This window comes from Hyphomonas sp. KY3, assembly GCF_017309975.1.
Lineage (GTDB): Bacteria > Pseudomonadota > Alphaproteobacteria > Caulobacterales > Hyphomonadaceae > Hyphomonas.
The window spans coordinates 2,299,829-2,322,990 of the sequence record NZ_CP022271.1 but is presented as its reverse complement, the minus strand read 5'-3'; the positions used below and the strand labels follow the sequence as shown (position 1 = coordinate 2,322,990).

The 23,162-nt window shown below is 56.1% G+C and carries 18 protein-coding genes and 1 tRNA gene; 12 read left to right on the top strand and 7 right to left on the bottom strand.

From position 1 onward, the window contains the following. The first annotated feature begins 8 nt into the window (after positions 1 to 8). The 3 genes from rplM to argC all read left to right on the top strand — a co-directional run bounded on the left by rplM (position 9) and on the right by argC (position 1,999). Entirely contained in the window at positions 9 to 473 is a 465-nt protein-coding gene (gene rplM / locus CFA77_RS11315) for a 50S ribosomal protein L13 (protein ID WP_034811561.1), read from the top strand. Positions 474 to 517: 44 nt separating this feature from the next. After that, entirely contained in the window at positions 518 to 964 is a 447-nt protein-coding gene (gene rpsI / locus CFA77_RS11310) for a 30S ribosomal protein S9 (protein ID WP_233347546.1), read from the top strand. Positions 965 to 1,051: 87 nt separating this feature from the next. Then, on the top strand, positions 1,052 to 1,999 hold the full coding sequence (gene argC, locus CFA77_RS11305) for an N-acetyl-gamma-glutamyl-phosphate reductase (protein ID WP_206990783.1): 948 nt from the start codon (positions 1,052 to 1,054) through the stop codon (positions 1,997 to 1,999). A 2-nt stretch (positions 2,000 to 2,001) separates the two neighbouring features. Here the strand turns inward: argC and CFA77_RS11300 are convergent, their stop codons facing one another. Further along, complete coding sequence (locus CFA77_RS11300; RefSeq protein WP_206990782.1) at positions 2,002 to 3,831, bottom strand: alpha/beta hydrolase; 1,830 nt, start codon at positions 3,829 to 3,831, stop codon at positions 2,002 to 2,004. 72 nt (positions 3,832 to 3,903) lie between these two features. Between CFA77_RS11300 and CFA77_RS11295 the strand changes: the two genes are divergently transcribed. From CFA77_RS11295 to CFA77_RS11260, 8 genes are all read left to right on the top strand, one after another. After that, positions 3,904 to 4,341, top strand: a complete 438-nt coding sequence (locus tag CFA77_RS11295; protein ID WP_156947805.1) for a hypothetical protein — start codon at positions 3,904 to 3,906, stop codon at positions 4,339 to 4,341. Then, a complete protein-coding gene (locus tag CFA77_RS11290) occupies positions 4,338 to 5,546 on the top strand; it encodes an LL-diaminopimelate aminotransferase (protein ID WP_034811572.1) in 1,209 nt (402 codons plus the stop codon). The genes CFA77_RS11295 and CFA77_RS11290 overlap by 4 nt, the downstream gene beginning before the upstream one ends. A 110-nt stretch (positions 5,547 to 5,656) precedes the next feature. Further along, positions 5,657 to 6,910, top strand: coding sequence for a homoserine dehydrogenase (locus CFA77_RS11285; protein ID WP_242517329.1), 1,254 nt, complete (start codon positions 5,657 to 5,659; stop codon positions 6,908 to 6,910). Positions 6,911 to 6,967: 57 nt separating this feature from the next. Then, a complete protein-coding gene (glpX, locus tag CFA77_RS11280) occupies positions 6,968 to 7,921 on the top strand; it encodes a class II fructose-bisphosphatase (RefSeq protein WP_256434926.1) in 954 nt (317 codons plus the stop codon). 65 nt (positions 7,922 to 7,986) lie between these two features. Continuing rightward, on the top strand, positions 7,987 to 9,780 hold the full coding sequence (gene recJ, locus CFA77_RS11275) for a single-stranded-DNA-specific exonuclease RecJ (protein ID WP_206990780.1): 1,794 nt from the start codon (positions 7,987 to 7,989) through the stop codon (positions 9,778 to 9,780). Positions 9,781 to 9,858: 78 nt separating this feature from the next. After that, a tRNA-Glu gene (locus tag CFA77_RS11270) sits at positions 9,859 to 9,933 on the top strand. A 157-nt stretch (positions 9,934 to 10,090) separates the two neighbouring features. Then, complete coding sequence (locus CFA77_RS11265; RefSeq protein WP_206990779.1) at positions 10,091 to 10,423, top strand: DUF6538 domain-containing protein; 333 nt, start codon at positions 10,091 to 10,093, stop codon at positions 10,421 to 10,423. 84 nt (positions 10,424 to 10,507) lie between these two features. Further along, positions 10,508 to 11,299: a hypothetical protein gene (locus tag CFA77_RS11260; RefSeq protein WP_206990778.1), complete on the top strand. Its 792-nt coding sequence runs from the start codon at positions 10,508 to 10,510 to the stop codon at positions 11,297 to 11,299. 157 nt (positions 11,300 to 11,456) lie between these two features. Here CFA77_RS11260 and CFA77_RS11255 read toward each other — a convergent pair whose 3' ends face one another. The 6 genes from CFA77_RS11255 to CFA77_RS11230 all read right to left on the bottom strand — a co-directional run bounded on the left by CFA77_RS11255 (position 11,457) and on the right by CFA77_RS11230 (position 19,645). Further along, entirely contained in the window at positions 11,457 to 12,476 is a 1,020-nt protein-coding gene (locus tag CFA77_RS11255; protein WP_206990777.1) for a sugar kinase, read from the bottom strand. 98 nt (positions 12,477 to 12,574) lie between these two features. Further along, positions 12,575 to 13,456 (bottom strand): NAD(P)-dependent oxidoreductase, encoded by an 882-nt coding sequence (locus tag CFA77_RS11250; protein WP_206990776.1) that lies wholly within the window; start codon positions 13,454 to 13,456, stop codon positions 12,575 to 12,577. Positions 13,457 to 13,494: 38 nt separating this feature from the next. Further along, positions 13,495 to 14,853 carry an MFS transporter gene (locus CFA77_RS11245; RefSeq protein WP_206990775.1) on the bottom strand — a complete coding sequence of 453 codons (1,359 nt, stop codon included), beginning with the start codon at positions 14,851 to 14,853 and terminating at the stop codon, positions 13,495 to 13,497. Further along, positions 14,850 to 15,218: a cupin domain-containing protein gene (locus CFA77_RS11240; protein ID WP_206990774.1), complete on the bottom strand. Its 369-nt coding sequence runs from the start codon at positions 15,216 to 15,218 to the stop codon at positions 14,850 to 14,852. The genes CFA77_RS11245 and CFA77_RS11240 overlap by 4 nt, the downstream gene beginning before the upstream one ends. A 37-nt stretch (positions 15,219 to 15,255) precedes the next feature. After that, entirely contained in the window at positions 15,256 to 17,433 is a 2,178-nt protein-coding gene (locus CFA77_RS11235; protein WP_206990773.1) for a heparinase II/III family protein, read from the bottom strand. Between the two features lie 4 nt (positions 17,434 to 17,437). Further along, positions 17,438 to 19,645, bottom strand: a complete 2,208-nt coding sequence (locus CFA77_RS11230; protein ID WP_206990772.1) for a polysaccharide lyase 6 family protein — start codon at positions 19,643 to 19,645, stop codon at positions 17,438 to 17,440. Positions 19,646 to 19,937: 292 nt separating this feature from the next. Between CFA77_RS11230 and CFA77_RS11225 the strand changes: the two genes are divergently transcribed. Further along, positions 19,938 to 22,952: a TonB-dependent receptor gene (locus CFA77_RS11225; protein ID WP_206990771.1), complete on the top strand. Its 3,015-nt coding sequence runs from the start codon at positions 19,938 to 19,940 to the stop codon at positions 22,950 to 22,952. Positions 22,953 to 23,162 lie beyond the last annotated feature (210 nt).

Here is a 23,162-nt window from a genome sequence, read left to right as displayed (position 1 = left end):
GTAGAGCGATGAAAACCTATAACGCACCAGCCAACGTAGAGCACAACTGGGTCGTGATCGACGCGACCGATGTCGTCGTCGGACGCCTTGCTTCATATGTCGCCAAGCGCCTGCGCGGCAAGCACCGTGCTGACTTTACACCTCACATCGATACGGGCGATCACGTCGTCATTATCAATGCTGACAAGGTGAAATTCACCGGTCGCAAGATGACGGACAAAGTGTACTATCGCCACACCGGTTATCCGGGCGGCATCAAGTCCACGACGCCGGAAAAAATCCTCAATGGTCGTTTCCCTGAGCGCGCGCTTGAACTCGCCGTGAAGCGGATGATGCCAAAAGAAAGCCCGCTGGCCCGCAAGCAGTTCTCGAAACTGCACGTGTATGGCGGCGCGGAGCACCCACACGAGGCCCAGAAGCCCGACACTGTCGACTTCAAAGCCATGAACCGCAAGAACATCAAGGCGGCCTGATCAACATGACTGACACTGCAAACTCCCTCCAGGATCTTGGCGCCATGTCCGGCGCAACCGAAGCTGAAGCTCCGGCTGCTCCAATCGAGCCGAAGATCGACGCTCAGGGCCGCGCTTACGGCACCGGTCGCCGCAAAGAGGCCGTCGCCCGCGTCTGGATCAAGCCCGGCACTGGCAAGATCACGATCAATGGTCGCGATCAGGAACAGTACTTCGCGCGCCCTGTGCTGCGCATGGTAATTGCTCAGCCACTGGTCGAAGCTGGCCGCGAAGGCGAGTTTGACATCATTGCAACTGTGAAGGGCTCCGGCCTTTCCGGTCAGGCAGGCGCTGTGCGTCACGGCCTGTCGCGTGCCCTCGTCAACTACGAGCCAGGCCTGCGCGCCGTGCTGAAGCCATTCGGCTTCATGACCCGCGACCCACGCGTTGTCGAACGCAAGAAGTATGGTCGTGCGAAAGCACGCCGCAGCTTCCAGTTCTCGAAGCGCTAGGCCGCACACCGAATATCATTATTCAGGCGGGCGCTTCGGAAACGGAGCGCCCGTTTTGTTTTGTCCGGAATCGGGAACACACAGATTATGCTGCCCAAAGTATTCATTGATGGCGAAGCCGGCACGACCGGCCTTCAGATTGCCGAGCGACTGCGGGCTCGCACGGACCTTGAGCTGATTTCCATTGATCCGGACAAGCGCAAGGACAATACCGAACGCGCGCGCCTGATGAATGCTTCCGACGCGGTCATTCTTTGTTTGCCGGACGACGCCGCGCGTCTGGGGGTCTCCCTCGTGAACAGTCCGAACACGGTGATCATCGACGCATCTACAGCGCACCGGGTTGCGACTGGATGGACTTACGGATTTCCGGAAATGGACAAGGGGCAGCGCGCCGCGATCCAGGCGTCCCGGCGGATCTCCAATCCAGGCTGCTATCCCACAGGTGTGATTGCGCTGTTGCGTCCGCTGGTTTCAAAATGGCTGGTGCCAACCTCTTGGCCCATCGTGGTCTCTGCTGTGTCGGGCTATACCGGCGGCGGCAAGGCCATGATCGCCGAGTTCGAGGATGAGGCGTCCGAAACGTATTCTGAAGACAATCACCGCATCTATGCGATGGGACAGAAGCACAAGCATCCCCCTGAGATGAAGAAATATTCCCGGCTCGAGCACGCTCCCGTCTTCATGCCGTCAGTGGGGCGTTATGCGCAGGGTATGATCGTTGAAATCGGCCTGCCGCTCTGGGCCATTCCGGGTAAGCCACGCCGTGCGCAAATTCACGCGGCACTGACCTCAGCCTATCAAGGCGAGCGATTTGTAAGTGTGGCCTCCCTCGCAGACTGCGATGCCTTGAAGGGTGTTGAGCCAGAGGCCTGCAACGGAACCAATCGGATCGATCTGTTTGTCTTCGGCACGGATGACGAGGCGCGACTTGTGGCGCGTTTTGACAATCTCGGTAAGGGCGCTTCTGGCGCGGCGGTTCAGAACCTCAATATTGCGTTGGGGCTGGACGAGGACGCCGGATTGACGGCTTGAGCTTACTTGAGCCTGATATCCTCAAGACGAACTCTGGCATAAGTGCCCGGCGCAGCGCCGAGGCCCATGTCCTTTGGCTGCTTCGCAATAACTTTGCGACCGGACTTCGGCCGTAGCCAGTCCCACCAGGTCGGCCACCAGGAGCCTGCATGCTCCTCCGCACCTTCGAGCCATTCCGCGCCAGTTTCTGGCAGCGCGCCATTATTGGTCCAATGGCAGTATTTTCCGGAATCCGGGTGGTTCACTACGCCGGCGATGTGGCCTGAGGCGGCGAGGATGAAATTGGTCTTGCCGCCAAATACCTTGGCGGTGCGGTAGACACTTTCCATGGGGCAGATGTGATCGTCGCGGCTGGCCTGCACCATGATCGGGATATCGACCTTTTTCAGGTCCACTGTTTCGCCGAGCACCTTGAACTTGCCGCGTGCGAGCTTGTTCTCTGCGTAACAGTCCTTGAGGTATCTGCGGTGTACCTTGCCCGGAATATTGGTCTGGTCAGCGTTCCAATACAGCAAATCGAACGGCCGCGGCTCCTTGCCCAGCATGTACTGGTCAATGACGTAGCGCCAGACCAGATCAATCGGGCGCAGCCAGTTGAAGGTTTCGTACATCATCGTTCCAGGCATGATGCCGTCATGTTCCTCGATGATGGAGTCGATATAGGCGCGGCCATTATCGTCGGTGAAGACTTTCAGGTCTCCGGCTAGGCTGAAATCGGACTGGGATGCAAAGAAGGTGGCTGACTTGATACGGTCGTCGCCGCTGGCGGCCATGTGGCCGAGGGCGGAAGAGAGTAGGGTGCCCCCGATACAATACCCGACTGTATTGAGGCCCTTCTGCCCAGTCGCCTGAAGCGTGGCTTCGACGGCGGCATAGATGCCATTCTTCACATAGTCGTTCCAAGTGTAGTCGCGGGTCACTTCGTCGGCCGAGCGCCACGAGACGACAAAGACTGACAGGCCCTTGTCTAGCAGCCAGCGGATCATCGAGTTTTCTTCGCGCAAATCGAGGATGTAGAATTTGTTGATCCAGGGCGGGAAGATCAGCAACGGACGCGCATAGGTCTGCTCGCCAATTGGTTTGTACTGGATCAGTTCGATCAAATCATTCCTGAAAACAACTTCACCGGGCGCCGTCGCGATGTTTTCGCCGAGTTTAAACGGCGTCTCGTCAGTCTGGGTGATGTAGAGTTTGCCATTGCCCCTTTTTACATCGTCGCGAGCCATCCGGATGCCTGCCAGCACGCTCTCACCGCCACTTTCGAAGAAGGTGCGCAGGGCCTGCGGATTGCTGCCGAGATGATTGGTCGGCGCGAGACTGTCGGCCAATTGCTGGCTGAAGAATTTTGCGCGCAAGTGAATATTGTCCGGCAGGTCGTCCTTCACATGATCGGCCAGGCCCATCAGCCATTTGGCATTGAGGTCATAGGCTTTGCGGATAAATTTGAAGCCGGGATTGCGATCCCATTCAGGGTCGGAAAAACGTTTGTCCCGGACCGCATTGGCGGCGCCGGTCATGCCTTCCAGTGCCATTTCCTGCCACAGCTCCATCCAACCCTGCATGAGTTGCATGTTGGCGTTCATCAATGCAACGGGGTTCTTCGCGAAGCCTTGGCCCACGGCTTGGAAAGCTTCGCCCACACCCATAGGGTCGCCATTCGTCACAGTGCCGAGTGGCCCGGATCCTGACAGGACATCTAGCAACAGGGCGTGAGATTCTGTATTGGCCAGCGCCAGCGTGGTCAGCAGGGACTGCATTTGCACGGGGTTTTGCTGGGCGAGAATCTCGGCGAGCAGTGGCTGGCTGTCTTTATTGTTCTTGCGGTCGACCATTCGTCCCAATATCGCCTTGTTTAGCCGCCTCTAACTATTCTACGGAATAATTGTGATTTAATGAGTTTAACCATGAAAAACACGGCGATTCCCCTGACAAGTGTATGTTGTCTGCTATTGGCAGCATGTACGGGGTCGTTTTCGAAGGTTCGGACAGCCATCGACCAGGCACCGGACTGGTATGATGCGCGCCGTGTGGAAATTCGTGGCGAAGGCTATCCCGAGATTGTCGATATTCCGACAATTGAAAAGGGGAATACACCGGGGCAAACACTCGAAACATCGAAAGCGCGCGGCGCTGAGTTGCGCGCAGTATTTGCGGAAAACGCGCGAGCGGTCGCGCCCGCAAATGCCGCCGCCGAGATCGAAGACCTCAGGGAATCGGTTCGGCGCGGATTTGCGGGCTTTGAGGCCAACTCCAACTTCCTGACGGATGAGGAGATTGAGGCCATACGATCCGCTTTTGATGTTCCACGAGTTACGAGGGGCCTACGGGCCGCCAACAGATGAATACAGATTTCCACAAGATCCGCCGACTTCCCCCATACGTTTTCGAACAAGTGAACCGCACCAAGGCGGCGCTGCGCGCGCAAGGTGCGGATATTATCGATCTCGGTATGGGCAATCCCGACATGCCAACGCCAGAGCATATTGTCGACAAACTGTGCGAGACGGCCCGTCGCCCTGACGTGAATGGCTACTCTGCTTCGCGCGGTATCAAGGGCCTGCGCCGCGCTGTGACCAATTACTACCAGCGTCGCTTCGATGTGTCCCTCGATATGGACCGGGAAGTCATCGTGACGCTCGGATCCAAGGAGGGGTTTGCGAACCTCGCTCAGGCCATCTCGGCGCCGGGCGATGTCATTCTTTCTCCCGACCCGTCCTATCCGCTGCATTCGTTCGGATTCATAATCGCCGGGGCATCCATTCGCAGCGTTCCTGCGCACACGCCGGAAGAGTACCTGTCCAATCTCAGCAAGGCCGTAAAATATTGTGTGCCACCGCCGACAGCGATGGTTCTGTGTTTTCCTTCCAACCCCACGGCTGAAGTTTGCGATCTCGACTTCTACAAGGAAGCCGTAAAGTTTGCGCGCAAGCACGATTTGATCGTCTTGTCCGATCTTGCTTACAACGAAATCTATTTTGACGAGCCGACCCCTTCGATCCTTCAGGTGGATGGTGCAAAGGACATCGCCGTTGAATTCACCACCATGTCGAAGACCTATTCCATGGCTGGATGGCGGATCGGCTTCGTGGCCGGCAACGAGAAGCTTGTTGGCGCACTGGGGCGCGTGAAATCCTATCTCGACTACGGTGCATACACGCCGATCCAGGTCGCGGCGGCAGCTGCGCTGGATGGCCCTCAGGATTGTGTCGACGAATTTCGCCAGATCTATCGGTCACGCCGCGACGTGCTGGTGGAGAGCTTCACGCGGGCCGGCTGGCCCATCCCGTCGCCGAAAGCCTCGATGTTCGCCTGGGCTCCGATCCCTGAGCCTCTCAAGGAAATGGGTAGTCTCGAATTCTCGCTACAGCTGATCAATGAAGCACATGTGGCCGTCGCGCCGGGTGCCGGATTTGGGGAGCAAGGCGATGGGCATGTCCGGATTGCGCTGGTCGAGAATGAGCAGCGTATCCGGCAGGCAGCGCGCAATATTCGCAAATTCCTGCAGTCCCGCGGGATCAAGGATATCCAGCCCGCCGCGGCAGAGTAGCGCGCGCCCTCGACGCATTCGACCAAACCCGCTATGCGCTGCCCCTGAAAGTCAGACACTCAAACTGAAAGGGTGACCAATTGGGGCCGTTGAGAATAGGTATTGCGGGTTTGGGCCACGTCGGATGTGGTCTCATCGAACTGGTTGAGCGGCAGGAGCGCCTGCGCATTCCGGGTAAGATCGAGATTGCAGGTGTGAGCGCGCGTAGCCAGTCTCGCAACCGGCCCGTCGATACAAGCAAGTATCGCTGGTTTGATGACGCTGCGACCCTGGCTGAAGACCCGGAAGTCGACGTATTCGTTGAATTGATCGGAGGATCTGACGGCCCGGCGAAGTTTGCGGTAGAAGAAGCCCTTAAGGCAGGTAAGCCGGTGGTCACCGCCAACAAGGCCCTGATGGCCAAGCATGGCATGGCGCTGGCCAAGCTGGCTGAAGAAAAGCAGGTCGATCTGTTGTTCGAGGCCGCTGTCGCTGGGGGTATTCCAGTCGTGCGCGTGTTACGCGACAGTCTGGCAGGGGTCGAAATCAAACGCGTGGCGGGTATCCTGAACGGTACCTGCAACTTCCTGACAACAGAAATGCTGGCAACGGGCCGCGCTTATGACGAAGTGCTCGCCGAAGCCCAGAAGCTTGGATATGCCGAAGCTGATCCTACGCTGGATGTTTCTGGCATGGATGCCGCGCACAAGGCAGCGATTCTCTCTGCCATTGCGTTCTCTGCTGACCTCGACTTCTCCAAGGTGGAAGTCTCTGGAGTAGATGGGGTCGAGCTGCTCGATTTGCGCCTTGCCGATCGCCTGGGGTTACGGATCAAGTTGATAGCAGAGGGTGTTTTGACCGATGAAGGCGTTGTGTGCCGGGTTGAGCCAATGGCCTTGCCTGTGTCGCATCCGCTTGCCCGCATTGATGGCTCCCTGAACACGGTGCGTATCGAAGGTGATCCTGTGGGTGCCGTCACCTTGACGGGCCCTGGCGCGGGCGCTGGTCCCACCGCGAGCGCCGTGATGGGAGATGTCGCAAAGCTGTTCCGCCCGGCGATCCGACCGGCCTTTGGACGCGCAGAACACCACATGGCGCGGCCCTTCACAACTGGGCGCAAGGATGAGGTGGCCCAGTTCTTCCTGCGGGTACGACTGGCTGACAAGCCGGGCGCGCTGGCGGCACTTTCGGAGTCTTTGGCCGCTGAAGGCGTATCCGTCGACAAGCTGCTTCAAGATTCAGCAGATGATACTGGTGCAAGCCCGATTGCGATTGTCACACACCGATGCGAACGATCAAATATGGACGCGGCCTTGGCGCGATTGGAAAAATTTGCAATTGCTGTTGATCCGCCGCGCCTGATCAGGATCGAGTCGGCAAGCTAATTGCTTTAGATAGGCGCAGAGCCTTTATGTTTTGCGCGTTCGGAGAATTGAGAATTCATGAAAAATAGCGTTCTGACGCCCAGCCTTGCCGATTCCATGGTCCGTGTTACGGAATCTGCTGCCATAGCCGCCGCCAAACTGGTTGGCCGTGGAGATGAGAAGAAAGCCGATGCAGCCGCTGTGGATGCGATGCGCACGGCATTCAACGAGGTTGATTTCCAGGGTCGCGTGGTCATCGGCGAAGGTGAACGCGACGAAGCGCCCATGCTGTACATCGGGGAAGAAGTCGGCACTGGTAAAGGAGCCGAGATCGACATCGCCCTTGATCCGCTGGAAGGCACCACACTAACCGCAAAAGCCATGGCCAATGCGCTGGCCGTGCTGGCCATCGCGCCGCGTGGCGGCCTGCTGTATGCGCCAGACACCTATATGGACAAGATTGCCGTAGGCCCTGGCTATCCGGAAGGCATTATCAGTCTGGATGCGACACCTGCCGAGAACATTCAGGCGCTGGCCAAGCACAAGGGCATGGATGTCACCGACATGACCGCTTGTGTGCTGGACCGCCCGCGTCATGAAGGCATCATTGAGAGCCTGCGTTCGGTTGGCGCGCGTGTGGCCCTGATCACGGATGGCGATGTGGCCGGCGTAATCGCGACGACCAACCCACACACCGGAATTGATCTCTATGTCGGTCAAGGTGGCGCGCCCGAAGGCGTACTTGCAGCAGCGGCCCTCAAATGTGTTGGCGGCCAGATGCTGGGACGCCTTGTGTTCCGCAATGATGATGAGCGCAAACGTGCTGAACGCACGGGCATTACCGACTTCGACCGCACTTACTCCCTGAATGAACTCGCCTCGGGTGACACAGTATTCTGCGCGACAGGCGTGACCGATGGATCGATGCTCAGCGGCGTCAAATCCGCAGACGGTCGTGTGCACACTCACACGCTCGTCATGACGTCACTTGACGGCATGGTGCGCTATGTGCGCTCCGATCATAAGGTCTGAGCCGGGCGTTTCCCGTGACAGCCTAGATGCGTTAGAATCTCCGGGAAGCGATTCCCGGAGAACCCATGGCTGACCCAGCCCTAAAGCAAGATACGACGCTATTCGATGTGCAGAGATCGGCCACGGGCCGGTTCTGGACGCTTGCGTCTGTGGATGAGGCATTGGTGCGGCGGCTCCAGCCGAGCGTCGGTGGATCCGATTTGTTGGCCAGGTTGCTCGCCACCAGAGATGTGACGCCAGACGAAGCGGCGACTTATCTGTCCCCGACCTTAAGGGAGACATTTCCTGATCCGTCGAGTTTCTCAGACATGGACAAGGCGGCCGAGATTGTGCTCGACGCGATTCTCGCAAAGAAGCGCGTCACGGTCTTTGCTGACTATGACGTCGATGGCGGTACCAGTTCAGCAATTCTCGCGCGATATTTCCGGGCATGGGGCGAAGACCTCGGGCTTTACGTGCCGGATCGCCTGGAAGAGGGGTATGGTCCTTCGCCCGAAGCTTTTCGACACTTGAAGGAAAAAGGCGCGGAACTCGTCATTACCGTCGATTGCGGCGCAGCTGCGGTCAATGCGCTGGAAGAGGCGGAGTCTATCGGTCTGCCCATTGTCGTCATCGATCACCATTTGATGGCCGGGCATAACCCTCCAGCGGCTGCACTGGTCAATCCGAACCGGCCCGACTGCAACTCTGGTTGTGGTCATCTCGCTGCGGCGGGCGTCGTTTTTGTTTTTGCGGCCGCATTGAACCGATTGGCACGGGAGCGAGGCATTGCGCCTCCGGAAGGTCTACCGGATATCATGTCGTTTCTTGACCTCGCAGCACTTGGGACGCTTTGCGACATGTCACCCCTACGCGGTGTAAACCGAGCCTTCGTGCGACAAGGGCTCAGCATTCTGTCCCGCGGTCAAAATGAAGGCCTGCGCGCGCTGGCCGAAGTATCCGGGATCAGCAAAGTGGACAGTGTGTACCACGCTACATTCATGCTGGGGCCACGGCTTAACGCAGGCGGTCGTGTGGGTGATCCGTGGATCGCCGCGAAACTTCTGGCTACGGATGACCGGTCAGAGGCAATTGCGCTGGCCGAGCGGCTGCACGCACTCAATGACGAACGCAAGGCCGTCGAAGCGGCGATTCTCGATCAGGCCACCGCACAGGCTGAGCAGGCGCTACAGCGTAATCCAGACCGGGGTATCCTGGTCGCCGGTGGCGAAGGCTGGCATCCCGGCGTGATCGGCATCGTGGCCGGACGCCTGAAGGAACGGTTCCATCTGCCCAGCATCGTGATTGGGTGGGGACAAGGCCTGGGTCCTGTCGCCAAGGGATCGGGACGATCGGTAACCGGTGTGAACATTGGTGATGCGATTGCAGCTGCGGCGCGTGAAGGAGTCATCTTGTCAGGGGGCGGCCATGCGATGGCGGGTGGCCTGAGCCTTGAACCTGAGCAAATTCCAGCCTTCGACGCATGGATGGTCAGCCATATGGCGAAGTTTACGGCAGAGCGTGCTGCGGCACTGGAACTCGCCGTGGATGCCATCCTGTCGCCAGGCGCAGCATCACCTGCGCTGGTTGATCAGATCGCCGGTATTGGCCCGTTTGGTGTCGGATCCCCCGAGCCTGTTTTCGCGCTGCAATCGGTACATGTCACGGGCGTGCGACAGGTTGGCGTAAATCATCTGAAGTTCACCGCCGAAGACTCTAGTGGGCGTCTTGATTGCATCGCTTGGCGTAGCGCTGGCCAGCCTTTGGGGGAAGTAATTCGTCCGAATGCGCGGCTCCATGTTGTTGGAAAATTGAAGGCGGATGAGTGGAATGGCCGTCGGCGGGTACAGCTGGATGTCAGTGATGCAGCTGAGGCATGATTTATCTGCAGAAACCCGCCTCAAAGCGCTTTACGAGTCAGAAATGAGCAGCTATATCGCCTGTCTTCGAGCCGGTGCGGTCCCTTCGTCTATCGGTTAGGACGCCAGGTTTTCAACCTGGAAAGAGGGGTTCGATTCCCCTAGGGACTGCCACGGCTTGAACTTCATTGAAAAACAATGTGTTGCGCGATGCAAAATCGCTGATTTTCAACACACTTTTCAACACGATTCAGTGTCGCTAGAACGCATTTCCCCGGGGGTCACTTGATCGTCGGAAGGGTTCATTATGCGTGCTAGAAGGTATCGATCTATGAGTTATGTTTATGAGAGATCCAATGGACTCTTTGAGATCAGGTATCCGATCCCTTCAGATGTCGTGAGCTACTTTCCAAAACCAAATAGCAAGCGGTTCAGAACTCATATTATCAAGTCACTTTCGACGCGGGATCAGAACGATGCCAACAAAGCAGCCATTGAGTGCATCAAGGAGTTTGAAGGTGCGTTTTCCGTTCTGAGAGAAGGCGTCGCTTCCAATGATTTCAAAGCTTTTTGCCGAGTGGCTTATGAACAGGAAACTGCAATCATCACGGAAAGCTTCCTGAGCACGGAGACAGGCAAGAGCGGTCGCCTCGATCAACGCTGAGGGGATCTTCGGAGCGCCCTGACAACTACCGATACCGAGCAACTTGAAGCGCTAGTTGGGTGGCTCGTCGATCACTATTTGGATGTGACCACCAGCAAAAGTGCGTCCGTTCCAAGGGATACACCCATTCGCAATGCGATGCTCAAAGCTGCAGCCGGTGTGCTGTCGGATGCGTACACCCACGGTTTGGCTGAAATTCGCGGCTTAGCAAGACCTCCTCAACCAAAGTCTCCATTTTTGAAGGCTGAGCCAACAGTATTGCCCGCACTTGGAGATAATACACCTTTAACGCCGGAGGGGCGTAAATCTCTGGAGCAATATTGGGAGGTCTACGAACAGGTCAAACAGGATTCGACGACACCTGTGAAAGCAAAGACTTTGGAGCGTAGACGGGTTGCGTGGACTGAGTTTCATGAACTCACCGGTTCGTCTCTTCCGATATTTAAGGTGCAAAAATCTCACATCTGGGCGTATCGAGATGCCCTGAAAAGAGCACCAGCCAGGTCGGGTTCCATATCTGAGCTCAGACGGTTAAGTTTTCCGGAGAAGCTCAAAAAAGCCCGCAATGGCAGTAATTATGCCAAGTTGGACCCAGGAACCATTAAAGACCGGCTCAGGCACATCCAAGCTGTTCTTCAGCTGGCCGTAATTCGAGGACACTTAGTGAGCAATCCTGCGGTGGGGGTCACCGAATCCAGCTCAGTTACCAGACCGAGCAGAAGAGCCTACACCACCAAAGAGCTAAATGTAATATTCAAGTCGGACCCGTTCGACAGGGCGTGGCCGTTGGAAGATGACAACACGATCGACCTTCCAACGTACTGGTTCACCGCCATTCGATCGGGTTCGCGGTACGGGTATTTCTCGACGGTTTGAGCCGGTGATATTGAATGCACCGGGGTGGGGGAAGGCGGCGATCCCTAAGACTTCTCTCCTTCGCGTCGACTGCGCCCTCAGGAGTCCGTAGAGCAGCCTAGGACCTGCTCGTTCGCGAATGACGGAGACTGGTTCGCATTAAACTGACACCACCCCATCAGCGACGCAATTGCCCGAAGCGTGTCGTGGAGACGAGAGCATCTACTTCACTGACAGAGACTGCGTTGCTGTCTCCGTGTATCGAGTGTTTAAGGCAGTTGGCGGCGGCGCCAAACTCCAGTGCTTCACTGGGCTTTCGGGCGTCGACCAGTCCATAAATCAGCCCAGCACAAAAAGCGTCGCCGGTTCCGACGCGGTCTAGGATGGCTGTCATTTCGTACGTGCGCGAAAAATAAGAGCCAGCCTGCGTGCGCAGATGCGCGCTCCAACTATGATTTTCTGCCGACTTTGAATTTCTTAGCGTGATCGACGCATTTGTTAACTGGCTGAACCGTCTGAACAGCTGCTCGGTCAGGGATTCCGCCCACGCCTGACTGCCATTCTCACCTTCGCCGTCCACACCGAGACAATGGGTGCAGTCGCCTCTTCCGGCGATCAATGTATCGGCCAGCGAAGCAAGAGCTGGCATCACCTCAATGGCCGATCGACCATATTCCCACAACCGTTCGCGATAGTTCAGGTCGAGCGAAACATGTATATTCCGTCTCCGGGCTTCCTCCATGGCAAAAGTCGCAAGTTGGCGGGTCTCATCTGAAAGCGCGGGCGTAATGCCGCTGATATGAAACCAATCTGCTCCGTCAAAGGCTGCGTTCCAGTCGATATCATCGGGGGAGAACTCGGAAAACACACTGCCGGCCCGGTCATACACCACGCACCCGGAGCGAAAATCGGCACCTTCTTCCATAAAGTAAAGTCCCAGCCGGCCAGGACGCCGAATGACCTGACTCGTATCGACATCGTGGGCCCGGAGAAACCGGAGCGCTTGCGCTCCGAGTTCACCTTCCGGAAGCCCCGTGACCAGGCGAGAGGCGAGACCAAACTCTGCAAGCGATACGGCGACATTGGCCTCGGCGCCTCCATGGCATACCTCAAAGGCCTGCGCTTGGCGCAGACGCAACTTGCCGGGGGGCTTCAAGCGCATCATGAGCTCGCCAAGTGTGACGATTGTCTTTGACATGGTCGACGCCTTTCAGTGCGCGGTTCTGCCGGAAATTGGCTAGTCCGGTGTGGATGCAAACCAAAATCAATCCGGAAACGGACTGATCTCGTGATCAGCTACTTTTTTAGATCAACGAAGTAGTCGAAAATCTCCGGCACATTTCCTGAGCCCATTCCGGCTTCGACGGCGGCTGAGAGATTCGTCGAGGTGCCTTCGGCAATCAGGGAACGAGAACCGAGATCCGAGACCATCTGGTTAAAGTAACGCAGATCCTTGTTTGCATTGTTGATGGAGAACCCAAGGTCGCTCACACCGTCGACCGCGTAGTTCTTGCAGAACTTCATGAACGGCGAATTGGACGGACCAGATGACATTATTTCGTAGAGCTGACCGCGGTCTACGCCGGCCAGTTTTGCCGCAGCGAAAGCCTGCGACATGGCGCAGACGGTTGTCATGCCCATGAAGTTGTTGATCAGCTTCGTCGTGTGGCCGGCACCGAGCGGGCCGAGATAAAAGACGTTTTCGCCCTGTTCCTTGAGGACCGGCTCGTACTTGTCGAACGTCGCCTTGTCACCGCCAGCCATGATATTCAGCAGCCCGTCCTTGGCGTGCGCAGGCGTACGACCGAGGGGCGCATCAATCATGCCCACGCCTTTCCTGGCGAGGTCGGCGCCGATCTTCTGAGAGGACGCAGGGATGGACGTTCCGAAGTCGATCAGGACGGAGTCTTCCTTGATCCCTTCAAGAATGCCATTTTCGCCATAGACGAGCTTTTCGACCACTTCGGACGTCGTCACGCAGAGCTCAATGATGTCGCTTTTCTCGGCGAGCTCCTTGGGCGAGCTGGCTTCGGTCGCATTTCCTCTTGCCAAGACAGCAGCGACGGCATCCTTGTTGAGATCCATCACGATGACTTCGAAACCCCGCTTCTGCAGGTTTTCGACCATATTGCCGCCCATCAGCCCAAGACCGATGAAACCAATGACGGGTTTTGACATATTCATGACTCCTAATTCCAAAATATTTCGATGATAAGTTAGCGCGTTAGCGCGCCGCGTGGCTTGAGCGGTTCGATCCGTCCACAGAGAACCCACACCGCGAAGAGTGCCAGCAAGGCGAGTCCGGCACCGATGATGAAGACCGGCGCGTAATTGTCGCCCTGCGTGATAACAGGAACCAGGAAGGTCAGCCCGGCAGCGCCGAGCTTTGCAGCCATGCCTGCAAAGCCGGAGAGCGTGCCTACAGATTTACCGCTGTAGAAGTCACTCGGCAGTGTTTGAACGTTGCCGATCGCAGTCTGGAAGCCGAACAGAATGGTCGCCATGATGATGACAGCGATGGTTGCGAGCGTGGTCATCGCAGGATCGGCCATCCCAAACACTGATGCGACCAGCGTCGGATCAGCGAGTAGCAGAAGGGAGGGAAGCATGATCAGGCAGCCAAGAGAAATGACCATTTTACGCGTGGCGTCTACGGTCCAGCCCGCCTTGATGCGGTTCTGGGCCAGAAGCCCTCCAAACCAGGCACCTAGCATTGCACCGAAATATGGGACCCAAGCATACAGTGCGAGTTCCTTGACCTCCATGTCATAGACGCGGTTCAGGTAGAGCGGAATCCAGACGATGAAGAGCCACCAGATGGGATCGATCGCGGCTGACGAGATGATGACACCCCAGCTTTGTTTCCGGCTCAGGATTTCTCCGGTGCCAGGCGCGTACCCCTCATCCGGCTCGCCGTCCTGGTCGATATCCTGATTGAGTTGACCGGTCAGGATGTATTCCCGCTCGATCTCATTCAGCCAAGGGTGGTTCTTGGGGGGAGATTTGACCAACACCCACCACGGGATGAGCCAAAGGAAGCCCAAAGCGCCGACCAGAACAAAGATGATGTGCCAGCTGAAGTGGATCGAAAGGAAGCCAATGATTGGGATTGAAATCAGCCCGCCGATCGCCGCTCCGGAGTTGAAAATGCCTTGGGCAAAAGCCCTTTCTCTGGTTGGAAACCATTCTGCGTTGGCCTTGGCCGCGCCAGGCCAGTTGCCTGCTTCAGCGATACCGAGAATAGAGCGGAATATACTGAACGACACCACACCGCGCGCAAAAGCGTGCATCACTGTCGCAACAGACCAGACGCCGATTGACAAAGCAAAACCGAGACGCGTGCCGATCCAGTCAAAAATCTTGCCGAAGATCGCCTGGCCGAAGGCATAGGAGAATATGAAAACCACGGAGATGAAGCCGTAAATCTGGTCAACTTGTGCTGTCGATTTCTCCGGATACAGCTCCGCTGCGATGTCTGGCCAAAGAACACTCAATGTCTGCCGGTCGATATAGTTGATAACAGTCGCCAACGCGACGAGACCAACAACCCACCATCTTAGGCCCGAAAGTTTCATGACGAGTATCCCTCGTCATTGAGGAAGTCTTCCCGAGCGGGGCTGAAGATATCGAGCAGAATGCCGGCCTCCAGGCACACAGCACCATGTCCAGCACCCGACGGCACGAAAAAGCAGCCTCCTGCTTCCAATACCTGTGTCTCGCCATCGACGAAGACTTCGAACTTCCCTTCCACGACATACGCCGTCTGCGTGTGAGGATGAGCGTGGACAGGACCGACCGCGCCCTTCTCGAACCATACCTTCACCAGCATCAGATTGTTGTCATAGCCGAGGATCTTTCGGCGCATGCCGTTCCCGATATCTTCAGCATCGCTGGCGGGGCTGTTCATGAACAGATCCGACTGATTTGGTGTGGCAGGCATGTCTGGTCCTTTCGGTGCGATCGACGCACCAGTCTTTTCACTGATTACTAGGTTGGGTGTATGCGTAGACTGGGCCGGTCCACTCAACGGAGATGCCATCGATATCGATTGCATGTTCCAGCTCCGCAGAAGTGTCTTCCGCGAAGGCGAAAACGATGTTGTCACCTGTCTTCGTAGTCACCGTATACACTGACACGTCGCTGTCGGACGCATGGCTGATATTGCTTAAGGAGCTGCCCTTAAAAACAGTAATCTCTTCGTCATTATCGTAGCGCCCATGACGTTCGTAGACGGATACGAAATCTATGTTGCTTGCCTCAGACCTCAGGACGAGCGCCTGCTCGCGGCGAAGGTTGTTGTTCGGGTCATTTGCCCCGAGTTCTGTGAGGAATGCGGTCGGCGGCGTGCTTGCAGCGAAGCTCAATGTATAGAACTGATCTTCGATCAGCCATGACAAGTCCGAGAGTGTCGTCAGTGGTTGTGAGACAGCCTTCTGCCAAAGATGCTGATAGCCATTGGCGGTGCCAAACGGAGTTAGCTGGCTCGTCGCGTGGTCCAGTTTGAAGCCAGTCTCGATCAATTGGCCTTTGAAGTGGACCGGCAGGTCATAGGTGTGCTGCGTATCGCTACGTGCGCGCACGATATCAACGATGTATTGGCCGCCATCAGGTTGTGGAACCAAGGCGAGGAGACGCTGCAGACTTACACCCTCATATGCAGTATCGAGTTCTGCCGCGGTGAGCTGAATTCCGTTGACCGTTTCATAGGCAATGACGTGGGGCGCGTAGTTTTGACCCGTCTCCCAATCCCCGCCGAACTGGCTCTCCTGGTCAACAACAAGCGTGTTGTGAGCGATAGTTTGCTTGGCCCAAGTCTCGTTTTCGGGAAGGTAGCGTCCGCCGTTCTTGGGCTCGACATTCAGGAAGCGCGCCGCGCCATAGTCCGCAACGACTTCGTGACCATCGTCGTAGTACAGAAATCCGAGGCGATCGAAATGGCCGTGGCCCAAGCCTTGGGAGGTTGGTTTGAAGACGACGGCTACACCGCGGGCGTCCCCCGCGCGCAGTATCGCTAGTGCCCCTTGATCGCCATTTGACCCATCGCGAAGCAGGGAGGATTTGAATGGAAATGGGGTCGTCAACCCCAATGACAGATCCCGCGCGAGAGCTTCTCCTTCGTGCGTCGGAACGACGCCACCCTGCATGGACACCACATCCAGCAGTGATGAGTCGCCAGTCAGGTCGTAGACGATGGCCAGAGCATACTTCAGCTCAACCGTGTTAAGTCCTTTCTCCCGGATTGCGTCATTGATCGGAAAGAAGCGCCCGGCATAACTTTGCTGAACGGTGGCGTACACGGCTTTCAGCAAAACGCCGTCCCGATACCCGAAGATATCCCGTTCCGGATCGTTCTCCTGAATTGCTTGCGCAAACAGGACGAAAGGCATCAGGGCGTAGCGCTGGTAGTAAGGCCCTTCAGCGTAGTACCCATCGGGCGAAAACAGTTCGTCCAGCTGCCGCAGGAACCCGGCATCACCAGACTGATCAAGGCCAAGAAGCGCTTGGTTCACCCAGGTATCTTCTTCGAGCACATATCCGGTCATGCCGACTGCTGCTGCTGCCCACGTGCCGTGATTGTGAATACGGTCGAAAGTTTGTGGCTGGCCCTCTGACAGGAAATCGGCCATCGGTCGAATGACGCCGGACTCGATTTCAGCTCGTGTACCTGTGTCCAGGTCTGCCCTGATGGCCTCGTAGCCCTGAATTGCGTAGACGAGCCAGACAGCTTCATTCAGGCTTTGCCAGAAGAGTTTGCCGGGCGTTTGTTCCTTTCGCTGGGGGTGCAATCCCAGTTCCGGATAGAGATCCGAATAGTCCCGTAGAATGGATGTCGCCAACTCTCTGTAACGCTCATCACTCGTGAGCTCGTAGAGCATGCCGGCTTCGTAGATCGTCTTGGCGTTTTGCTTATGTTGCTCATGAGTATAGCCGCCCCCCGCGTCGACCGGAACCGGCACGGGCACGCCGGTCTTCATGCGCGCTTCCAGATCCAGTGTTATCTTGTCGACGGACTGTTCAAAGAGAGGGGCGCTGGACGTTTCGACTGCTGAGAAAGTACCGGGACTACCAGAGCGTGCGCAGCCAGATAGTGTCGGCGCCATCGCCAACAACGCCGCGCTTGCGACAGTGGTGCGAAGGGAACAGACGAGTTTCATCACTTTACCTCAGGTCCACAGTGGTCAACACAGCCGCGGCGCTTTGATCGACGAGCGTATTGCCGGACAATGCCACTTCCGGATTGCCGGTGGTAATGGTCAGTTGCGCCGGTTTCGCGTTGGCAATTTGGTTTCCACTGATTTTGAGATTCTGAACGCCGTGTAGCTCCATGAGAGGGCCACCTCGCAGGCCAACATCGTCGAACTTCGAGTCGCTGACCCAGACGTGAGGGCCAAACGTGCTTTCATCCCGACCGCCACGATAAACGGCGGCAACAGGTCCGCCGATACGCTCGAACGAGCTGTCCTCTATGATGACATATTCGGCATTGTATATTCCGTAGTCATCCGTTTCGGTATCCAGTTTGATGACGGTGCCAGAAATATCGCTGAAGTCGGATCCGGAAATCTTGATCCGGTCGTAAAACGTACCCTTGGCTGCAGATACGACCGAGAATCCCTTATTCACGTCGAATCCGGTAAATGACATGTCTGCCAACTCGACCGTGTGGTTTCCGCTGCCACCCATCGAAGTGGTAAAAATGAAGCTGTTACCGCTGGCATCGGGGGAGGCTGCGCCCGAAACACTCACGCCTTGCATCCGAAGGCTTCCCTTACCCGAAAGCTGTACGAAATTTGGCCGCTCAAATGTGATGACTGGTGGATTATCTGGGTCTACGGCTTCCACCGTGACCGGGACCTGCAAGTTGACCAGCTTGGATTCGCGGTACTGACCCGATGTTAGTACCAGTGTGTCGCCCGCCTTGGCGTGGGCGAGGGCTGTTCCCAACGCATCGGGACCTGCGACGACCTCGATCCGCTCCCCTCCGTCGAACGGCGATGACACAGATGGCTTGGGATACCAGTCAGCACCGGTCTCAGTGCGTTGGACACCAAGGGAATGCCCGACGGGTAGTCGTGTTTTGGCTGTGACGGCTGGCAACACTTCGAACCCGTAGGCTATTTCCGACGGCGGAGCAGCCGTCGTCACATTGTCCTCAAAAGTAATTCCGCTTAGGTCGTCCTGTATTCGAAATGGCGCGTCGCTACCTTCTCCAATCACAATGTTGCTTCGGAAAATGGAATTGACAGGTACGGCGGTGCGTTCAGCGTCGGATCCTTCGGCCAGCTCAATGCGGCGGACAGTATCGAAAATATTATTCTCTATAATTGCGCCATCAACCTGATGATAGCGGTTGATCGGCGAGTTCGGTACCCCATTCATTACGACCAGCGCACCAGAAAATCTCTCTCCGGTCAGATCCTTGAAATAGTTGTTCCACACGGTCTGGCGCGCATTGATAACGCGGACACCTCCCGTATAAGGAGCGCCATCTCCATCAAAGAGGTTGTTCTCAACCAAGGTATCATTGCCGTGGCGCAAGGTGAGTGTACCACGCGACCGGAAGAACGTGTTCCCACGGTACGTATTACCGCCTGATTTGTTCGAAATGATTTCGACCTCGCCGCTGCAGCGGTCGAAGTAGTTGTTCTCCACGAGTGTGCCCGAGTGCGTGAGCGAATAATGACTGGTTCCAATACGAAGCGTCTCGCCCCCATTTGACCCGAACACTGGGCGAGGCCCGAAATAGTTGTTTCGAATGACATGGTTGTTGTTCTGGCTGTCTTCCGTATTGAGGCGGACTGCCATTGTAGGACCGGAATTGAGCTTGCCCGACAAGTGATTGTGATCGAACATATTGTTCTGGCCATACATCGCAACCCAGATGTCACGCTGCGCCCTGGTTGGGTTGGAGTAGTTTTCGATAACTGTTTCGGTGACACGTGAATTATAGGCGAGATTGTCATTGTCTCGCCGGAAGCTGATAACTTCAGTGCGCGGCGTATAACCTTCCCGAAAAACAAGACCGGATATGACAAGGTGTTTGCCGGCCAGTCTCAGGCTCGACTGTCCGGACAAGATAACCTTGCCAGGTGTTTCAGCCGATACGGTAATGGGAGTTTCGATTGTCCCTTCAGCGTCGAGAAGCATATCAAAGTCGCGCCAAACACCGTTCTGGAGAACGATCTGGTCTCCTGGCTGGGCATTGGTCGCTGCATTGAAATAGTCTTCCTGATTGGAGACGGGGATGACACGATGGCTATGAGGGCGTTGGGGTGTGGCTTCAGAAACTTCAGGCAGTGCGGGGACAGCCTGACAAGCGCCCAAAGCAAAACAAATTACCGTCGCATTGATGAGCCCTAAACGCATGCTTTTCTCCCGAGGCCGTGTAATCCGGCTTTTCTGCAGTGCTAAATTGTCGGACCAATTTGTCAACCAATTAATTCTTGCGCTGTTGAAAATGTTCTTTTCGATCCCCGCCGCTTCGGGAGGGTGTCGCAAATTTACAATACTAGCTTGGAAAACTGATTAGAGGTCATACCAATATAGACAAATATGCATACCAAAGTGGTTGACATGCCATCGGCGGAGGGTGTTGGTAGTCTTCGAAGTGCCTTGCGTCGAGACGAGGCCTCAAAAATATAAATGGGAGGAATTCAATATGCGCACGTTTAAACAGGATGAGTCTGTCAGTCTGAGGAGGCAGCGGGTTTGGCGGGCGGCACTGCTTGCCGGTGTCGCGCTGCCGTTGGGTGCCGCAGCATGGGCGCAGAAAGAACCGGTCACCGTGTCAACACCGGCCGCTGAAGGTGAAGCGCGCCAGGATACGGTTGTGGTGACGGGAATCCGCTCATCGCTCGCAAGCGCACTTAGTGAAAAGCGTGCTGCCGATAATCTGATTGAAGTCATCCAAGCAGAAGACATTGGTAAGCTGCCGGACCAAAACCTTGCTGAAGTTCTGGAGAATATCACGGGTGTTCAGATTACTCGCGAAGCTGGTGTGGGCACCGGGGTTCAGATCCGCGGTACAAATGCAAACCGCACCGAGATAAACGGTGTGTCCACCGTGGGGTCTGGTTCTGGTCGGGGTGGCATTAGTTTTGAAGATGTTTCTGCTGCCATGATCGCGGCTGTTGAGGTAACCAAAGCTCCTGAGGCAAAGACGATTGAAGGTTCTGTGGGCGGGACAATCAATCTCAGAACAATTCGTCCGCTTGACCTTACTGAGCGTTTGACGACGATACGAATTCAGGGCGAGGACAGCAGCCTCACAACCGATGGTATCACTCCCAGGCTCGCTGGGACCTATGGCAATAAATGGTCAACGGACATGGGTGAGATCGGGACCGTCATCAGCGTCAGCTACGCTGAGCAGGACGTTACCGCGTTTCGTCCTCGTGCAGACCGCGATAACCTGATTGCGTCAGATAGTGGTGCCGACAGTGCGCAGTCTTTTGATTTTCTGCCAATACAGTTCCTGAATCAAGACTACGACAACTTTGAGTACGAGACGACCAATATAGCCGGTACGGTAGAGTGGGCGCCGAATGATGGCGTGAAGCTGTACTTTGATGCTGTTCTGAACGATCAGGAGCGCCGGCAAGAAAGCTCCAGGGTGCAGGCCTCGGGGGTCAGCAGCCTAAATAACATCTCCATTCCGTCTGCCTTCGAAACAGTGAATTTTGGCACGTTGAGCGGCGAAGACGGCGCGCAATTCCTCGGTAGCATTGAGGCGGCGCTCAGAGGTGTCATACCGGTCGACTTGGCTGATGATGATGACGATCCGAACCTTCGTTTTTCATCCGATACAAACTCCCGCCTGACAGATAGCAGAATCTACCGGTTGGGGGCCGACTGGCAGCGCGGCAATCTTTCGGGCCGTGTCGAGTTCTCAACGTCGACATCGGATTCCACGACGCCGAGCTTCAATACCACGCTCAATTTCATCAATCCCAACGCTCCGCTGGATGCTGGTGGCGGAAACGACAACGCCGTCCCATTCGTCTACGATCTGAGTGGGGGGGCGCTGACCTTTGCCGTTGCGCAGGATGCCGCATTTGGTCCGACAACCGCACAGTTGCTTGATCCGGCTAACGTTGTTTTGCGTGATGTCAATATCGGCGAGGACAGGTCCGACAACAGTGAAGACGCGTTTCGTGCCGACTTCACCTATGATCTGACAGACAGCTCCGTAAGCGAATTCATCACATCTATTGATGCGGGGTATCGTTACAACAAAACCTCCAGCACCCGCGACCAAATTCGTTCAAACGTCGGATTGCGTTCAATGGCTGATAGTCCGCGGGGGGATCTTTTTGCGGATCTCCTTGTTGCCGGTCCGGACAACTTCAATGCAGCCGATGGCCGGGCGCTGTACGTTTCAGATTTTCTGCTGATCAATCCAGAACTCGCCGCGTCCAATCCCGATGGTGTGCTTGCTGCCCTAAATGCGGCCATCTCTGCACATGGTGGATCAAGATCAATTGACTCGCCCACCTCGAGTCAAAGCGCCTTTTTCGACATCGAGGAAGAAACCCATGCCCTTTATGCGCAAGCCAACTTCGAATACGGTATGTTCCGCGGTAATGCAGGCCTGCGTTATCTGGAAACGGACATTACTTCAGTCGGGAATTCTATACTCAATGGCACCGCGATGCGGGTCTCGACGGAAGGCAGCTATGATTTCTTGCTGCCGCGTTTCAACCTTGTGGCCAACCCGACCGAAGATGTGATTCTGCGTTTTGGCTTGAGCAGGGACATCAGGCGCCCGAACTTTGATGACCTGTCAACGTCGCGGACGTTCAGCACCAGTCCGAACCCGCCGGTTCAGATCGGCAATCCTGGCTTGGCGCCCGAGCAGGTAGACTCCTTCGACATCGCAGCTGAGTGGTATTTCGCGCCCTCCGCTGTGGTAAGCATCGGCTATTTCAACAAGAAGCGTACCGACCTGTTCGTTACTCAGCAGGAAGACCCATTCGAAGATCCGGTCACAGGTTTCCGTGATCTGACCGATCCGTGCGAGGCGGGGGGTATTTTCAACCCAATTGCCGATCCGAACGTGTTTGCGGCCAGCGGCACGCCAGTCGGTATCTGTGTGCCAGTTTCGACGACGGTCAACGATCCCGGTGAGACTACACAGGAAGGTTTCGAGTTTGCGTTCCAGTATGATCTTTCTGAGTTTGAGGATCGACTCGGCTGGGCGTCTGGCTTCGGTGTACTTGCAAACTATACCAATCAGAAATTTTCTGGCGGTGAAACGGTGAACACTGCGACGAGTCGCGCCAATCAGGTGTTTGCCGCCCTGGGTGCGACAACACCTGTGACGTTCCAGCAGCCACTGATTGATCTGTCGGAGAATGCGTATAACGCCACACTCTACTACGAGAAATATGGCCTTTCTGCCCGTGCCCGCTACACGTGGCGTGACGCGTACCGATCAACAGATTTCGGCAGTACGTCCAGCTTCCCTTGGGGATTCCCCGTTGTTCAGGAGGCTCGGGGACAGCTCAATGCGAGCATCAATTATGATGTGACCGAGAGCCTGAGTGTGGGAATTGAAGGCGTGAACCTCACCGAATCTGAGGTTCAGCAATCCTGCGTCAACGAAGGGGCGCTCTTGTGTTTCCAGGGATTGACTGATCGGAGGATTTCATTCGGCGCCAGCTACAGCTTCTAGAAGACAGTAGTGAGCCGATTCACGACAGGAAACGCCCCACGTGTGTGGGGCGTTTTCGTGCATGATCACTGGATTTAGCGGTTTAGAGGCATATTCGGAGATTCGCGCGAATTTTTTTACAAATTGGTCCAACCAATTTGTAAACCTTTTAAAATTACGTATAATGTCGTCGCAATCGGGATTTTGTTGTCTACCCTTAGACCTGACATG

Coding starts and splice junctions, on each gene's coding strand:
- CFA77_RS11255 (WP_206990777.1), bottom strand. CDS start 12,476: ATGTCAAAGACAATCGTCACACTTGGCGAGCTCATGATGCGCTTGAAG.
- CFA77_RS11240 (WP_206990774.1), bottom strand. CDS start 15,218: ATGCCTGCCACACCAAATCAGTCGGATCTGTTCATGAACAGCCCCGCC.
- CFA77_RS11300 (WP_206990782.1), bottom strand. CDS start 3,831: ATGGTCGACCGCAAGAACAATAAAGACAGCCAGCCACTGCTCGCCGAG.
- recJ (WP_206990780.1), top strand. CDS start 7,987: ATGGCTGACCCAGCCCTAAAGCAAGATACGACGCTATTCGATGTGCAG.
- CFA77_RS11245 (WP_206990775.1), bottom strand. CDS start 14,853: ATGAAACTTTCGGGCCTAAGATGGTGGGTTGTTGGTCTCGTCGCGTTG.
- CFA77_RS11235 (WP_206990773.1), bottom strand. CDS start 17,433: ATGAAACTCGTCTGTTCCCTTCGCACCACTGTCGCAAGCGCGGCGTTG.
- rplM (WP_034811561.1), top strand. CDS start 9: ATGAAAACCTATAACGCACCAGCCAACGTAGAGCACAACTGGGTCGTG.
- glpX (WP_256434926.1), top strand. CDS start 6,968: ATGAAAAATAGCGTTCTGACGCCCAGCCTTGCCGATTCCATGGTCCGT.
- argC (WP_206990783.1), top strand. CDS start 1,052: ATGCTGCCCAAAGTATTCATTGATGGCGAAGCCGGCACGACCGGCCTT.
- CFA77_RS11225 (WP_206990771.1), top strand. CDS start 19,938: ATGCGCACGTTTAAACAGGATGAGTCTGTCAGTCTGAGGAGGCAGCGG.
- CFA77_RS11230 (WP_206990772.1), bottom strand. CDS start 19,645: ATGCGTTTAGGGCTCATCAATGCGACGGTAATTTGTTTTGCTTTGGGC.
- CFA77_RS11265 (WP_206990779.1), top strand. CDS start 10,091: ATGAGTTATGTTTATGAGAGATCCAATGGACTCTTTGAGATCAGGTAT.
- rpsI (WP_233347546.1), top strand. CDS start 518: ATGTCCGGCGCAACCGAAGCTGAAGCTCCGGCTGCTCCAATCGAGCCG.
- CFA77_RS11250 (WP_206990776.1), bottom strand. CDS start 13,456: ATGTCAAAACCCGTCATTGGTTTCATCGGTCTTGGGCTGATGGGCGGC.
- CFA77_RS11290 (WP_034811572.1), top strand. CDS start 4,338: ATGAATACAGATTTCCACAAGATCCGCCGACTTCCCCCATACGTTTTC.
- CFA77_RS11295 (WP_156947805.1), top strand. CDS start 3,904: ATGAAAAACACGGCGATTCCCCTGACAAGTGTATGTTGTCTGCTATTG.